Origin of the sequence: Petrotoga sp. 8T1HF07.NaAc.6.1, assembly GCF_016772115.1 — a bacterium.
GTDB classification, from domain to species: domain Bacteria; phylum Thermotogota; class Thermotogae; order Petrotogales; family Petrotogaceae; genus Petrotoga; species Petrotoga mobilis.
Genome location: NZ_AUPG01000012.1, coordinates 11499 through 25565 on the forward strand (window position 1 = coordinate 11499; position 14067 = coordinate 25565).

Annotated in this window: 15 protein-coding genes; 13 read left to right on the forward strand and 2 right to left on the reverse strand. The window is 34.9% G+C overall.

Annotated features, from left to right (window positions below):
* The first annotated feature begins 1 nt into the window (after position 1).
* The 6 genes from NAAC61_RS08355 (at position 2) to trpA (ending at position 5541) form a co-directional block, all read left to right on the forward strand.
* Positions 2–592 carry an anthranilate synthase component II gene (locus NAAC61_RS08355; RefSeq protein WP_199171193.1) on the forward strand — a complete coding sequence of 197 codons (591 nt, stop codon included), beginning with the start codon at positions 2–4 and terminating at the stop codon, positions 590–592.
* On the forward strand, positions 585–1619 hold the full coding sequence (gene trpD / locus NAAC61_RS08360; protein ID WP_103065602.1) for an anthranilate phosphoribosyltransferase: 1035 nt from the start codon (positions 585–587) through the stop codon (positions 1617–1619). Before NAAC61_RS08355 ends, trpD begins: the two co-directional genes overlap by 8 nt.
* A gap of 113 nt (positions 1620–1732) precedes the next feature.
* On the forward strand, positions 1733–2494 hold the full coding sequence (gene trpC, locus NAAC61_RS08365) for an indole-3-glycerol phosphate synthase TrpC (RefSeq protein WP_103065213.1): 762 nt from the start codon (positions 1733–1735) through the stop codon (positions 2492–2494).
* Positions 2491–3114 (forward strand): phosphoribosylanthranilate isomerase, encoded by a 624-nt coding sequence (locus NAAC61_RS08370; protein WP_103065214.1) that lies wholly within the window; start codon positions 2491–2493, stop codon positions 3112–3114. The genes trpC and NAAC61_RS08370 overlap by 4 nt, the downstream gene beginning before the upstream one ends.
* Before the next feature lie 472 nt (positions 3115–3586).
* Entirely contained in the window at positions 3587–4768 is a 1182-nt protein-coding gene (trpB, locus tag NAAC61_RS08375; RefSeq protein WP_012209025.1) for a tryptophan synthase subunit beta, read from the forward strand.
* Entirely contained in the window at positions 4765–5541 is a 777-nt protein-coding gene (gene trpA / locus NAAC61_RS08380; RefSeq protein WP_103065215.1) for a tryptophan synthase subunit alpha, read from the forward strand. The genes trpB and trpA overlap by 4 nt, the downstream gene beginning before the upstream one ends.
* Before the next feature lie 32 nt (positions 5542–5573).
* Here trpA and NAAC61_RS08385 read toward each other — a convergent pair whose 3' ends face one another.
* Together NAAC61_RS08385 and NAAC61_RS08390 are read right to left on the reverse strand one after the other, a co-directional pair.
* Positions 5574–5843 carry an acylphosphatase gene (locus tag NAAC61_RS08385; RefSeq protein WP_012209023.1) on the reverse strand — a complete coding sequence of 90 codons (270 nt, stop codon included), beginning with the start codon at positions 5841–5843 and terminating at the stop codon, positions 5574–5576.
* A gap of 13 nt (positions 5844–5856) precedes the next feature.
* A complete protein-coding gene (locus NAAC61_RS08390; protein WP_103065216.1) occupies positions 5857–6528 on the reverse strand; it encodes a zinc metallopeptidase in 672 nt (223 codons plus the stop codon).
* A 462-nt stretch (positions 6529–6990) separates the two neighbouring features.
* On the opposite strand from NAAC61_RS08390, the gene aroF reads away from it, so the two are divergent.
* Genes aroF through aroQ form a run of 7 tightly spaced genes read left to right on the forward strand, consistent with a single transcriptional unit; the run spans position 6991 to position 14032 of the window.
* Positions 6991–8010 (forward strand): 3-deoxy-7-phosphoheptulonate synthase, encoded by a 1020-nt coding sequence (aroF, locus tag NAAC61_RS08395; protein ID WP_103065217.1) that lies wholly within the window; start codon positions 6991–6993, stop codon positions 8008–8010.
* A 35-nt stretch (positions 8011–8045) separates the two neighbouring features.
* Positions 8046–8888 (forward strand): prephenate dehydrogenase, encoded by an 843-nt coding sequence (locus NAAC61_RS08400; RefSeq protein WP_103065218.1) that lies wholly within the window; start codon positions 8046–8048, stop codon positions 8886–8888.
* A gap of 31 nt (positions 8889–8919) precedes the next feature.
* Positions 8920–10218, forward strand: coding sequence for a 3-phosphoshikimate 1-carboxyvinyltransferase (aroA, locus tag NAAC61_RS08405; protein WP_202695737.1), 1299 nt, complete (start codon positions 8920–8922; stop codon positions 10216–10218).
* A complete protein-coding gene (locus NAAC61_RS08410; protein ID WP_103065220.1) occupies positions 10218–11003 on the forward strand; it encodes a shikimate dehydrogenase family protein in 786 nt (261 codons plus the stop codon). Before aroA ends, NAAC61_RS08410 begins: the two co-directional genes overlap by 1 nt.
* 1 nt (position 11004) lies before the next feature.
* Positions 11005–12111: a chorismate synthase gene (gene aroC, locus NAAC61_RS08415; protein ID WP_103065221.1), complete on the forward strand. Its 1107-nt coding sequence runs from the start codon at positions 11005–11007 to the stop codon at positions 12109–12111.
* 11 nt (positions 12112–12122) lie between these two features.
* Complete coding sequence (gene aroB / locus NAAC61_RS08420) at positions 12123–13610, forward strand: bifunctional shikimate kinase AroK/3-dehydroquinate synthase AroB (protein ID WP_103065222.1); 1488 nt, start codon at positions 12123–12125, stop codon at positions 13608–13610.
* Positions 13607–14032 carry a type II 3-dehydroquinate dehydratase gene (aroQ, locus tag NAAC61_RS08425; RefSeq protein WP_202695739.1) on the forward strand — a complete coding sequence of 142 codons (426 nt, stop codon included), beginning with the start codon at positions 13607–13609 and terminating at the stop codon, positions 14030–14032. Before aroB ends, aroQ begins: the two co-directional genes overlap by 4 nt.
* The last annotated feature ends 35 nt before the right edge of the window (positions 14033–14067 follow it).

Here is a 14067-nt window from a genome sequence, read left to right on the forward strand (position 1 = left end):
GATGATTCTTTTGATAGACAATTACGACTCATTCACCTACAACATATATCAAACAGCGTGTGAGTTCGATGATGTTTTGGTCTATAGAAACGACAAAATAACTGTAAAAGATATTGAAATGCTCAAGCCTTCTCACATAATAATTTCTCCGGGACCAGGTGTTCCCAAAGATGCTGGAATTTCCATCGAAACCATTAAACACTTTAAAGGAGTAATTCCAATTCTTGGAATCTGTTTAGGCCATCAGTGCATTGCCGAGGCTTTCAATGGAAAGGTTGTCAGAGCAAAAGAGATATTCCACGGAAAGACTTCTAAGATATATATCAAAGAAAAAAAGGATATATTTCAAGGTATAGATAGCCCCTTTGAAGCTACCAGATACCATTCACTTATCGTGTCAAACGAGATGTTCCCGAAAGAATTAAAAATTACCGCCTCTACACAAGACGGAGAGATCATGGCCTTAAGGCACATTAGTTACCAAATATATGGGGTACAATTCCATCCAGAATCTATCTTAACAACAGTAGGACCGAGATTAATAGAGAATTTTATAAATATTAAAGTTGAAAGGGGTGTCAGCTATGTTTAATTACTATCTTCAAAAAGTTGTAAAAGGAGAAAATTTGAGTTTGGACGAGATGGAACAGGCGATGGAGATGATTATGGAAGGTAAAGTAACACACAGTCAACTTTCTGGTTTTTTAGTTGCTCTGCATATGAAAGGAGAAACGGTGGAAGAAATCACAGCAAGTGCAAAAGTTATGAAAGAAAAGGCAACACCCATAAGTATTGAAAGCGGCGAACTTATGGATACATGTGGAACAGGTGGAGATGCTAAGGGAACCTTCAACATTTCTACCGCTGTAGCCTTTATCTTGGCAGCAGCTGGGGTTGTTGTTGCAAAACACGGTAACAGATCCGTATCAAGTAAAAGTGGAAGCGCGGATGTATTGGAATCTCTTGGAATCAATATATCATTACCCCCTTCTTCAGTTGAAAGATGCTTGAAAGAGATAAATATAGCTTTTCTTTTTGCTCAAGATTTTCATAAAGCTACTAAACATGCTGCTGTACCAAGAAAAGAATTAGGAATAAGGACCATTTTTAACGTCTTAGGGCCCTTAACAAATCCTGCAAATATAAAATATCAATTAATGGGTATATACGATCCAAAGCTGGTTTACCCCATAGCAGAGGTTTTGAACAACTTGGGAGTTAAAAGGGCGATGGTTGTTCATGGTTCGGAAGGCATAGATGAATTTTCCCTGTCAGGAAAGAATAAAGTGGCGTTTTTGAATAAAGGTAAGATAGAAAAGTTAGAAATATCCCCGGAAGATTTAGGGCTGGAAAAGTACAGCATACAAGAGATCCAAGGCGGAAGCGCAGAAGAAAATAGAAGAATAATATTAAACATATTTAACGGTGAAATGGGTCCCAAAAGGGATGTGGTCGTTTTGAATTCGGCAGCTGGGTTATACGTGGCAAACAAAGTCAACAGTTTAGAAGAAGGTATCAGTTTTGCACAAGAGATAATTGATAGTGGAAAAGCAATGAAGAAATTGAAAGAGATGGTAGAGTTTACTAACTTTCTATCTTTACAAGCAAAAACTTCTTAGATTTTCTTAGAAAAAGAGGGACTGGGACCGCAGGCCCTTTCCTGAAAGGGTGGGGTGGGCAGCGGGGCGAAGGGGCGCTAAAATAGTGAAAAATTCTGATAAAGGAGGAAATGATGTATTTAGAAAAAATAGTAGAAACAAAAAGGGAAGAAGTAGCAAAGCTAAAAGAAAAGAAAATCTCCTTAAAAGACACCTTCAAAAAAGGAAAATTAACTTTAATAGCGGAAATCAAAAAAGCCTCGCCAAGTAAAGGGATCATTTCAACGAATTTTGACCCACAAAGGCAGTTAGAGTTATATATAAAAGGTGGTGCAGATGCTATTTCTATTCTAACTGATGAAAAATACTTTCAAGGTAGTACAAATATTTTAAAAGAGTTAAGAACCAAAACAAACCTTCCTATTTTAAGAAAAGATTTCATAATCGATCCTATACAGATTTACCAGTCATTATTTCTTGGTGCCAACGTTATTTTACTCATAGCTTCAATACTAACAAAAAAAGAGATCTCTGATTTTCTTAAGATATCAAAAGATATTGGTTTAGAAGCTATAGTCGAAGTTCATAACCCCCAAGAATTAACAAAGGTTTTAGATACTGAAACTGAAATCTTGGGAATAAATAACAGAGATTTGAATGATTTTTCTGTTAGCTTACGAAACACAGAAAAACTACTTGAAGAACTTGAAAAATTAGATAAACGTAAGGATTTTTATGTTATTTCAGAAAGTGGGATTAAAGAAAAAAGTGATATCGATTATCTTAGAAGTTTGGGGGTAGATGGGGTATTAATTGGAGAAGCTCTAATGAAAGAAAACGATCCTGTTTCGAAGATTGGAGAACTATTTCCAGAAAAAAGGAGCAATTTACAGTGATTAGGATAAAAGTTTGTGGAATCACAAACATTGAAGACGCTATTAACATATCCGAAGCCGGGGTAGATGCTTTAGGTTTCATTTTAGCTGAAAGCCCAAGAAAAATTGAATTATCAAAGGTTCTTGAAATATCTAAAGAGTTACCCCCCTTTGTAAGTAGGGTAGCTGTAGTAGTTAATCCTGTCAAAGAAGAAATTGAAAAAATTGAAAGAAGTAAAGTATTTGATTACGTTCAATTTCACGGATCAGAAGACGTAAATATAATTAAAAATTGCAAGTTAAAAACAATAAAAGCTATTAAAATTGAAAATAAGAGTTCTTTGGAAGAAATATCCAAGTACAATGATTTTGTGGATTACTTCTTATTTGATACAAAAATTGGTGAAAAGATAGGTGGTACAGGGCATACTTTCAATTGGGAGATTTTAAAAGAAGCTAATATAAAAAAACCGTTCATCTTAGCGGGTGGTTTGAGCCCAGAAAACATAGTTGAAGCTATAAAAACGATTAAACCCAATGCTGTTGATCTAAACAGCAAAGTTGAATTGTATCCAGGTAAAAAAGATATTAGGTTAATAAAAGAAACTATCGATAGGATAAATTCTATCAAAATAAAATAATAAAATTAAAAGGCTAGGGAGCGGGGCGAAGGGTCTTTAACACACGTTTTAGAAACAAGATTTTGATTTTAAAAGGGTCACAGGGCGGAGCCCTTTTGCAGCTTTGTGCAAAATGTTTTTTATAAAGCTTTAGAAGTAACTTCCAAATTCTCATTTGCGCAGCATTTTGCAGCCTTATGCAAAACGCCTTGTTCATAATTCCTTTGAAATAATTTCCAAATTCTCATTTGCGCAGCAAATGATGCACGGGGATCTTAAGGGGTTTACCCCTTGTTTGCTGCACTATGCAAACTGTGTTTTTAGATGAATTTGACTTTGAACTTGGTTTTGGGGATCTTAAGGGGCGAAGCCCCTTAATGTATGGGTTTATGGGACCGCAGGTCCCTTTCTAAAGAAGGGTGGGAAGCGGGGCGAAGGGGTGCTATAACAAACTTTTTAATTGCAAAAAAATAAAAAAGGAGGATGAAATTTTATGAAAAAAGCTTATTTTGGTCAGTATGGAGGTAGATACGTTCCAGAGACGTTGATTCCAGCGCTCGAAGAGTTGGAGGAAGCTCACGAAAAATATTCAAAAGATCCTGATTTTATAAATGAATACCAAGGTTTGTTGAAAGATTACTGTGGAAGGCCCACCCCTTTATATTTTGCTGAAAGATTCACCGAATATCTTAATGGTCCAAAAATATATCTAAAAAGAGAAGATTTAAACCATACGGGGGCGCACAAAATTAATAACGCGTTGGGGCAAGTATTACTTGCAAAAAGAATGAATAAAAAAAGAATAATAGCAGAGACTGGTGCAGGCCAGCATGGTGTGGCAACAGCAACCGCTGCAGCTAGATTTGGGTTGGAATGTATAGTTTACATGGGGGCAGAAGATATCAGAAGACAAGCGCTCAATGTATACAAAATGAGGATGTTGGGAGCAAAAGTAGTGCCTGTATACAGCGGTAGCCAAACTTTAAAGGAAGCCATAAATGAAGCTATTAGAGACTGGGTTACAAACGTAGAAAACACCCACTACGTTATAGGTTCTGTTGTAGGACCACATCCATATCCTAAAATAGTTAGAGATTTTCAAAGGGTTATTGGTGATGAATCTAAAAATCAGATTTTAGAAAAAGAAGGAAGGTTGCCTGATTATATAGTTGCATGTGTTGGCGGAGGTAGTAACGCTATGGGTATATTCTACCCTTTTATAGAAGATAAAGATGTTGAATTGATAGGAGTGGAAGCTGCAGGAAAAGGATTAGAAACTGGCCAACATGCCGCTTCTTTAACTGCGGGGAAAATAGGCGTCCTTCACGGGAGTAAATCTTACGTCTTACAAGATGATGACGGTCAAATTCAACTGGCATATTCTATTTCTGCAGGTTTAGATTATCCGGGTGTGGGACCTGAACATAGTTATCTACATGATGAAAAAAGAGCTCAGTATGTATCGATAACAGATGAAGAAGCGTTGAAAGGTTTTGAACTTTTAACGAAATTGGAGGGAATCATCCCAGCATTTGAAAGTTCCCATGCAATAGCTTACGCTATGAAAATTGCACCATCACTTGATAAAGATAAAATCATGGTGATAAATCTTTCTGGAAGAGGAGACAAAGATGTCGATTCTTATATAAAACTTGGTAGGGAGGCACTAGAATGAGCAAAATAAGTGAAGTTTTCAAAAATAGCAAGGCTTTAATCACCTATATAACAGCCGGAGATCCGAACTTAGAGGCTACAAAAGAAATTATATTAGAATTGAACAAAGATGGTGTTGATATTATAGAGGTAGGAATACCTTTTTCCGATCCTTTAGCAGATGGACCAATAATTCAAAAAGCAAGCCAAAAAGCTTTAAAAAATGGGGTTACCCTTAAAAAAATTTTTGAAACCTTGAATGAAATCAAAGAAGAGGTTACTTGCCCACTCGTTTTAATGGGTTATTACAACTCAATTCTCAATTATGGTATCGACAATTTTATAACAGAAGCCGTGAATACAGGCATCTCTGGAGTAATAATTCCTGATTTGCCTTTTGACGAAGAAGAGGAATTTTACGCAAAAATAAAAGAAAACGGTATCGATCCTATTTTACTAGTTGCTCCAAATACCTCTGAAGAGCGACTAAAAGAAATCTCTAAGGTATGTTCTGGATTTTTGTATTGTGTATCTATTATGGGAGTAACAGGGGATAGCCAAGCACCTATGGAGCATTTGAAAGAGTATTCACAAAGAGTGAGAAATTATGTTAATATACCTTTAGCTATCGGTTTTGGAATAGATAGCCCAACAAAGGCTAAAAATATTATTGAATACTTCGATGGAATAATTGTGGGAAGTGCCCTAATAAAAATAATCGATGAAAACAGTTATGACAAAGGTAAGTTGCTTAAAGAAATAAAAAGATTTACTAAAAGTTTGAAAGTATGGTGAAAAAAATAGAGGCTACTCGCCTCTATTTTGGTTTAATACTCTATATGGAAACTTCCATAATTCCCTATGGGGAAATCTTCTTCTTGAACATCTTCTAATCTACTGAACCCATTTCCTTGTAAGATGATAGTTTTTAGTTTCAAAACTTTTTCTTTTTCTCCTTGTGCAACCACCTCAACCGAACCGTCGGGTAAGTTTCTAACGTACCCTTCAAGTTGAAGCCTTACTCCATGCACTCTTAAAAAATGTCTTAATCCAACACCTTGAACTCGCCCATACAGTATCCATCTTTTGCAAACCATAGGAAGATATACCTTAATTTCTTGAACGAGCTAACACCAGCATTCTCAAAAGTTGAGCAATCGACATCAACGCAGCTGCCACGTAGGTCAACGCAGCGGCTGATAACACCTTTTTTGCACCTGATACTTCTTCTTTAGACATGCCCATAACGGGTAAAAGTTTCAAAGCCCTACTACTTGCATTGAACTCAACTGGTAACGTTATAACTGAAAATAAGACCACGAAAAGAAACAAGAAAATTCCTGCATTCAGTAAGAAAGGTGTAGAAAAAATTAGTCCAATGAAAAAGATAATCCACGCCATATTAGAACCAAAACCTGCCAACGGTACTGCCAGATTCCTAAGAACTAAAGGTTTATAACCCTTAGCATGTTGTATAGCATGACCTGCTTCGTGAGCCACAACTCCTAATGCCGCTATAGACGAACTGTTATAAGTGGAGTCAGAAAGTCTCAAAACTTTTTTTGTAGGGTCATAATGATCGCTCAAAGTACCTCTTACTCTTTCGACTTTAACATCATATAACCCAACGGAATCAAGTAATCTTCTGGCAAACATATAGCCTGGCTCTCCAATTGATGCCTTTACCCGAGAATATTTGTTGAAAGTACTGCTAACTCTACTTTGAGCCCAGATAGCTAATATCAATGGTGGTATCAACAACAACATAGTAGTATAATACATGACTATTCACCTCCATTTACTTTGTAAATAAGCATTTTAAATCTATACTTCATAAAAAATTTTAGCACCTTTTCATTTAGTCTATTTTACAGATGTGTATACTTTTATACCTATTAATTTTGAATTACGGAGAAAAAAATCTTTTGAAGTTGACAAAAATCTTTTTTCTTGATAAAATAAATTTAAAGGAAAGTTGAGGAGAGAGCATAAATGGTTACAAAGGTCTTAATCGAAAATGAAAATAAATATTATTGGTATTTTAGCAAGACACCCATTTTGGTGGCTTTGTTTTGTCGTATAAAAACATAGTCCGCAAAGATTCCAAAATGGGTGTCTACTCTTTTAGTAGGCACCTATTTTTTTTACAGATACTTTAGAAATAAATTAAGGGGGCGAAGGGGCGCTAAAACAAGTTTTAGAATCTCTAAAGACAATATTTTTAAAATTCGGAGGTGAATTCTGGTGGTAATTGTAATGGAGGAAAATGCAACAGAAGAGGAAATCAGAAATGTTATTAAAAAAGTGGAAGAAGTAGGTTTTAAAGCTCATCCTGATAAAGGAGAAAATCACACGATCGTTGGGGTAGTAGGAGAAGGTGACAGGGAATACATTTTAAGCAACATTGAAACATTCCCGGGGGTTGAAAGGGTTGTAGAGATAACTCAACCTTTCAAATTAGCAAGTAGAACATTCAAATCTAAAGATTCAATATACGACATAGGAGGGATAAAAATAGGAGGAGAAAATTTTTTAACGATTGCTGGACCTTGTGCAGTCGAAAGTAAAGAACAGGTTTTAGAAACCGCTCTATTCTTAAAAGAGAAAGGGGTTAAATTCCTAAGAGGTGGAGCTTATAAACCAAGAACTTCTCCATATTCTTTTCAAGGCTTAAAGGAAGAAGGATTAAAAATTCTCAAAGAAGTAAGTGAAGAAACTGGTCTAAAGATAGTTACAGAAGTTATGGACACCAGAGAGGTCGAGTTGGTTTCAAGATATGCTGATGTTTTACAGATAGGAACAAGAAACATGCAAAATTTTGCGCTTTTAAAAGAAGTAGGTAAGCTCAACAAGCCAGTTTTACTTAAAAGGGGTCTATCAGCTACATATAAAGAATTTTTAATGTCAGCAGAATATATCATTTCTGAAGGGAACAACCAAGTTATACTGTGTGAAAGAGGAATTAGAACATTTACTGATGAAACCAGAAATACCTTGGACATCAGTGCAATACCTGTAATCAAAAGATACAGCCATTTACCTATTATAATCGACCCAAGTCACGCCAGTGGAGATTGGAGATACGTCGCTCCTCTATCAAAAGCTGCTGTAGCCGCTGGTGCTGATGGATTAATAATAGAAGTCCATCCGGATCCTAAAAACGCTCTCTCTGACGGTAAGCAATCTCTAAATTTTGAGCAATTCAGTGAATTAATGGATCAAATAAAAGCCTTATTAGAAATAGACAGTAAAATCTTAGCCTGAGACACAAACAACGTTGTTATTGGGAGGAACGATTAATGTTATTCGACACCGCGATAATTGTTGGCACTGGATTGATTGGAACTTCATTAGCATTAGCCTTTAAAGAAACAAAAGAAGTTAAAAATATCATTGGATACGATATCGATAATAACTCTTTAAAAGAAGCTTTAAAGTTAGGAGCTATCGATGAACCTGCCAAAATATCAGAAATTTCAAAAGCGGATTTAATAATTTTTGCAACGCCAGTAGAAAGTATAAAAAGTATTTTACATGATACAATTAGTCTAGTAAAAGAAAATACAGTTATAACCGATGTGGGTAGTACTAAATATGAAATTATGCAACTCTTTGATACTTTTAAAAACAAAAGGGTCAATTTCATAGGAGGTCATCCATTGGCAGGATCAGAAAAGTCTGGTCCATTAAACGCCAAGGCGAATTTATTCAAAGGCAAAAAATATGTATTGATAAAAAGTGCTAATTGTGACCAAGTATATTTTAATAAGTTTGAAAGGTTGATCACAAAAATCGGAGCCATTCCAATAATAATAGATGCTAAAACTCACGATGAAATTCTTTCAACAACAAGCCATTTGCCGCAGATAACTGCTTATTATCTAGTAAAAACTCTGATGAATTTAAAAGAAGATAATGAAAATTATCTAAAATTAGTCGGATCTGGTTTTAAAGACACAACAAGATTATCAAAAAGCGATCCCCAAATGTGGATCGATATATTCAAACAAAACAAGGAGAATATACTAGATTCAATTGAGAACTTTGAAAAAGAGTTAAATGCCTTCAAGAAGAATTTAATCGAAGATAAATACAACGAAATAAAAGATGATATGATCAAAATAAGTAAATTCGAGTTGTAAAGGCAAAAAAACTCAATATTGGGAGGAAAAGATGAAAATTGAAGTAACTCCAACAGAAAATATAAATGCAGAGATCACCCTACCAGGTGATAAATCAATATCACACAGGGCACTAATCATTGGTTCCCTCGCTGAAGGTGAAACAAAAATACACAATTTTTTAAGTTCTGAAGATACCTTAAGTACGTTAAATATATTAAATTCAATAGGCGCCAGTATCAAACAAATTAGCGAAGATGAGGTAATTGTAGAGGGTAAGGGAAAGGATAATTTCATTGAACCATCAAACGTTCTAAACGCAAAAAACTCTGGAACCACAATGCGCTTAATGATGGGTGTATTATCGGCTCAAAATTTTTACAGTGTAATTACAGGGGACGACTCTTTGAGGGAAAGGCCTATGAAAAGAGTCATAGATCCACTAAGTAAAATGGGTGGACGTTTTTTTGCGAGGAAAAATGGCGAATTTGCTCCCATCACAATATTGGGTACGAAAGATATATCCCCCATTGTTTATAAAACCCCAGTTGCAAGCGCCCAAGTTAAATCGGCAATTTTGTTGGCAGCTTTGTATGCGAAAGGAGAAACTCAAGTAATAGAACCTGCCAAATCTCGTGATCATACTGAAAGGATGTTAAAATATTTTGGTGCTGATATCACTCAAAAAGATACAACCGTTGTTATCCAAGGTCTCACTAAAAATCTTGAAGGTCGGGAGTTCTTTGTACCGGGTGATCTATCATCCGCATCCTTTTTCATAGTTGCTGCCCTTATAACAAAAAACTCGACGTTATTGATAAAAAATGTGGGAATCAACCCAACTAGAACTGGCATATTATCCGTGTTGAAGATGATGGGAGCGGATATAAAGATAATCAACGAAAAAACATTAAACAATGAGCCAGTTGGGGATTTACTCGTAAAAAGTAGTTCGTTAAAAGGTGTTGAAATAAAAGGTGAGATGATTCCTTTGATTATCGATGAAATCCCTATACTGGCGATAGCTGCTACCCAAGCGAAAGGGAAAACAACTATAAAAGACGCAAAAGAATTACGTTACAAAGAAACAGACAGAATAAGAGCAATCACCAGAGAATTAAAAAAATTAGGCATAGATATTTTAGAAAAAGAAGATGGTTTTGATATAATTGGCAATCAGAAAATACGAGGAAACTGTACTTGTGAAAGTTACAACGATCATAGAATAGCCATGTCACTTGCTATAGCCGGATTGATAGCAGATAATCCTATAGAAATTGATAATTTTGAATGCGTGAATATATCTTTCCCAGAATTTACAGAGATTTTTGAGAAGATAAGGAGTATATGATGAAAAAATTTGGATTATTAGAATACCCCCACAAAGAAAGCTTATCAAAAAAGGTTTTTAATGAATACTTTAAAAAAGCTCATATCGATGCTGTATATGAAGATATAGTCATAGTACCTGATAATTTTGACGATGAAATTATCAAATATATTGATTCTTACGATGGGCTCAACGTTACGGTTCCATTCAAAGAAAAGGTGATTAAATACGTCGAACCTGTTGAAGAAGCTAAAGAAATAAATGCGGTTAACTGCATTTTCAATAATAAAGGTTACAACACAGATTGGAAAGGCTTTTATAACTCGTTAAAATCATCGATGCTGCAAGAACCAGTACTTTTAGTTGGAGCGGGTGGTGCGAGCAAATCCATCATCTACGCTTTGTCAAAAATGGGTATAAAAAAGTTGTTTCTTGTAAATCGAACGGTTGAAAAAGCAGAAAAATTAAGAAAGATTTTCTTGTCAAAAATAGATATAAAAATTGAATCTTTTGATCGCCTACAAAGCATAATCCTTAGTTCTAAAACCTTCATAAACGCCACTTCTATTGGAATGTTTGGAGAATCATTTAATTTAGAAGTTAGAGATCTTTCTAATCTATCTTTAATTTACGATATTGTTTACAATAATACCCCTCTTCAAAAGATTGCAAAAGAAAATAGTGTCAAATGTATAGATGGACGTACTTTTTGGTACCATCAAGCAATTGAAAATTTGAAGATTTGGCAGATTTATACACCAGAAATATTCGATGAAACATTCAAAACTTTTGCTCGAGGTGAATAAAATGCAAGTAAAGATAGCTGGAGATTCACATGGTCCACAGATGATTGGATTAATAGATGAAATACCAGCAGGGTTAAAGATAGATATAGAAAAAATAAACACAGATCTAAGAAGAAGACAGTTAGGGTACGGCCGGGGGAACAGGATGAAATTAGAAAAAGATGAAGTAATCATCGTTTCCGGATTATGGGAGGGAATAACTACTGGAGCTCCATTGGTTTTAATTATAAACAACAAAGCAAAAAATCCCATTAAAGAAGAAAGACATATTCCAAGGCCTGGACATGGGGATTATTCCTGTTGGTATAAATACAGATTAGATGACTTGAATATATACACGGAAAGAAACAGCGCGCGCTGGACAAGTGTACTCACTGCGATAGGGAGCGTTGCCAAACAATTTCTTGAAAATTTCGGTATTACAACGATGAGTTTTGTAAAATCGATCGGAAAAGTCAGTGTTGAAGAAGAAAGGTTCGAAGAAATCCAAAAAGATTTCACTTACTATATTCAAAAAAGAAATGAATCGGAAGTTCAATGTCCTTTTGAAGATATTTCTGAAAAAATGATGGAAGAAATAAAAGAAAATGCCCTAAAAAAAGCAACCACCTTGGGAGGCAGTGTAAAAACATTCGCCACAAATGTGAAACCTGGATTGGGAAGTTACGCCGATGTTTTGAACAGAGTTGATTCAAAAATAGGAAAATACTTTATGTCGATCCCTTCTGTGAAAGGGGTTTTTATAGGCAAAGAAGATGTAAGTATACCTGGCTCTGAATTCCAAGATCCTTTCAAAGTTGAAGATGGTATTATACACAGAACAAAGAATTACGCAGGTGGCATAGAAGCAGGGATAACTAATGGAGAAAATATAATAGTTACTACCTACTTCAAACCTATTTCTACACTTGCAAATCCTCTTCCTTCTGTTGATCTTAAAACCAAAGAACCAAAAGAAGCACCTTATATAAGATCTGATTCTGTTGTTATTCCCGCAGCGACTGTAATAACAGAATGTACTCTAGCTATTATATTAATGGAAGAAATTATAGACGGATTTGGAAACGATAATATTGAACTCATAAAAGATAGATACTTCAAGAAATAGGGTGATATTCGATGAAAATCTTCTTGGTAGGTATGATGGGGTCAGGTAAAACAACCCTCGCAAAAAAGATTTCAAAAGTTCTTTCCATACCCCATATCGACATAGATGAAGAAATTGAAAAAAATGAAAATCTTAAAATAAAAGACATCTTTGAAAGATACGGTGAAGAATACTTCAGGAAATTGGAAACCGACATTCTCGAAAAATTAGCAGAAAACACTCAATCCTTAGTTGTATCAACTGGAGGAGGAATAATTTTAGCCGCTAAAAACAGAGCCATATTGAAAAAAGAAAATGCCTTATACCTGAAAGTGGATCCTGAAAAGCTTAAAGATCGCGTAAGTTTAGAAAATAGGCCCCTTCTAGCAAACAACAAAGAAAATATTATAAAGATATACCAAGATCGAAAAGAATTGTATGAACAATTCAAAACGGTAGATATCACAAATTTAACCGAATGGGAATCGGTTGCCAAAATTCTCTACCAATACGATATCAAAAACGATGCTGAAATAGATTCATCTTTTCAAAAAGTATCAATAAATGCAGGAAGCCTGAAGTCTCTCCCCTCAGATTCGATAGTTTTTACCAGCGAAAAGGTCAATGAACTATACGGAGAATACCTACCACAGAAAAAACTTGTCTTACCAAATGGGGAAAAAACAAAAGACATTTCTTTTGTAATAAGGGCTTACGAATATCTCCTTGAAAACAATGTCTCTAGAGATAATTTGCTTCTTGGGATTGGCGGAGGAACTATAACCGATTTTACGGGTTTTGTTGGCTCCACTTACAAAAGAGGAATGAAATTTTCTTTTTACCCTACCACACTTCTTTCTCAGATCGATGCCGCAATAGGGGGAAAAAATGGAATAGATTTCAAAAAATATAAAAATGTCGTTGGAACAATAAACCTACCCAAAGAAGTGGTTATAGATCCACTTTCTATATTATCCTTAGATGAAGAAACATTCATAGAAGGTTTAATCGAAGGTTATAAAATGGCATTGATCTCAGGGAATGATTTTTATGAGTATTTTAAAGAGAATTTGCAAGAAATACTTAACAGGAATCTAGATAAATTATCTTTTTTTATTAAAAGATCCGTAGAGGAAAAACTTCGTATAGTGGAACAAGATTTCAAAGATACGGGGTTGAGAAGTTGTTTAAATCTTGGACACACTTTAGGTCACGCCTTTGAAGCCACTACAGGAATCGCACATGGTTTATCCGTAGGATGGGGTTTGATCAAAGAAATAGAATTTTTCTACAAGAAAAAATATTTGAAAGAAAAAGATTATCTAGAAATTAAAGACACATTAGAAACACTTGTTCCTGAAAAAGTTAAAAACATTCAAATAGGAGAAAAAGACATATATTATTATTTATCAAATGACAAAAAAATAGGCGCAAATAAAAAAATAAAACTGCCAATTTTAAAGTCACCAGGAAATATTATAATAGAAGAAATCAAAATAAAAGAAGGTGAAATCTTTTGATTCTGATAATAAATGGACCTAACTTGAATATGTTGGGGAAACGTCCTAAAGATATCTATGGAGCTGAAACTTACGAAGACTTAAAAAACCAGATAAACCATTTTGCACAAAATAATAGTATAGATGTGGAGTTTTTTCAATCAAACTCAGAAGGCCAAATCATAGATAGAATTCAAAAATTGGATTTTGAAGCTTTAATAATCAATCCAGGTGCTTATACACATTATTCTTATGCGATAAGAGATGCCTTGGAAATTGTAAATGTGCCGAAAGTGGAGGTTCATATAACAAATATCATGGCAAGGGAAAGTTTTAGGCAAACATCTGTTACCTCTTCCTCATGCGATGGGGTCATATCTGGACTAGGATTCTATGGATATATATTAGCTTTAGAATACCTAAAACAAAAGTTGAAAGGCTGAAGTGGGGAGCGGGGTGAAGGCTTACCAAACCTTTC

What these genes read in the sequence shown, in the direction of transcription:
- NAAC61_RS08410 (WP_103065220.1), top strand. Translation starts at nt 10,218, where the DNA reads ATGAAAAAATTTGGATTATTAGAATACCCCCACAAAGAAAGCTTATCA.
- NAAC61_RS08390 (WP_103065216.1), bottom strand. Translation starts at nt 6,528, where the DNA reads ATGTATTATACTACTATGTTGTTGTTGATACCACCATTGATATTAGCT.
- NAAC61_RS08400 (WP_103065218.1), top strand. Translation starts at nt 8,046, where the DNA reads ATGTTATTCGACACCGCGATAATTGTTGGCACTGGATTGATTGGAACT.
- aroB (WP_103065222.1), top strand. Translation starts at nt 12,123, where the DNA reads ATGAAAATCTTCTTGGTAGGTATGATGGGGTCAGGTAAAACAACCCTC.
- NAAC61_RS08355 (WP_199171193.1), top strand. Translation starts at nt 2, where the DNA reads ATGATTCTTTTGATAGACAATTACGACTCATTCACCTACAACATATAT.
- NAAC61_RS08385 (WP_012209023.1), bottom strand. Translation starts at nt 5,843, where the DNA reads ATGGTTTGCAAAAGATGGATACTGTATGGGCGAGTTCAAGGTGTTGGA.
- trpC (WP_103065213.1), top strand. Translation starts at nt 1,733, where the DNA reads ATGTATTTAGAAAAAATAGTAGAAACAAAAAGGGAAGAAGTAGCAAAG.
- trpD (WP_103065602.1), top strand. Translation starts at nt 585, where the DNA reads ATGTTTAATTACTATCTTCAAAAAGTTGTAAAAGGAGAAAATTTGAGT.
- trpB (WP_012209025.1), top strand. Translation starts at nt 3,587, where the DNA reads ATGAAAAAAGCTTATTTTGGTCAGTATGGAGGTAGATACGTTCCAGAG.
- trpA (WP_103065215.1), top strand. Translation starts at nt 4,765, where the DNA reads ATGAGCAAAATAAGTGAAGTTTTCAAAAATAGCAAGGCTTTAATCACC.
- aroA (WP_202695737.1), top strand. Translation starts at nt 8,920, where the DNA reads ATGAAAATTGAAGTAACTCCAACAGAAAATATAAATGCAGAGATCACC.
- aroC (WP_103065221.1), top strand. Translation starts at nt 11,005, where the DNA reads ATGCAAGTAAAGATAGCTGGAGATTCACATGGTCCACAGATGATTGGA.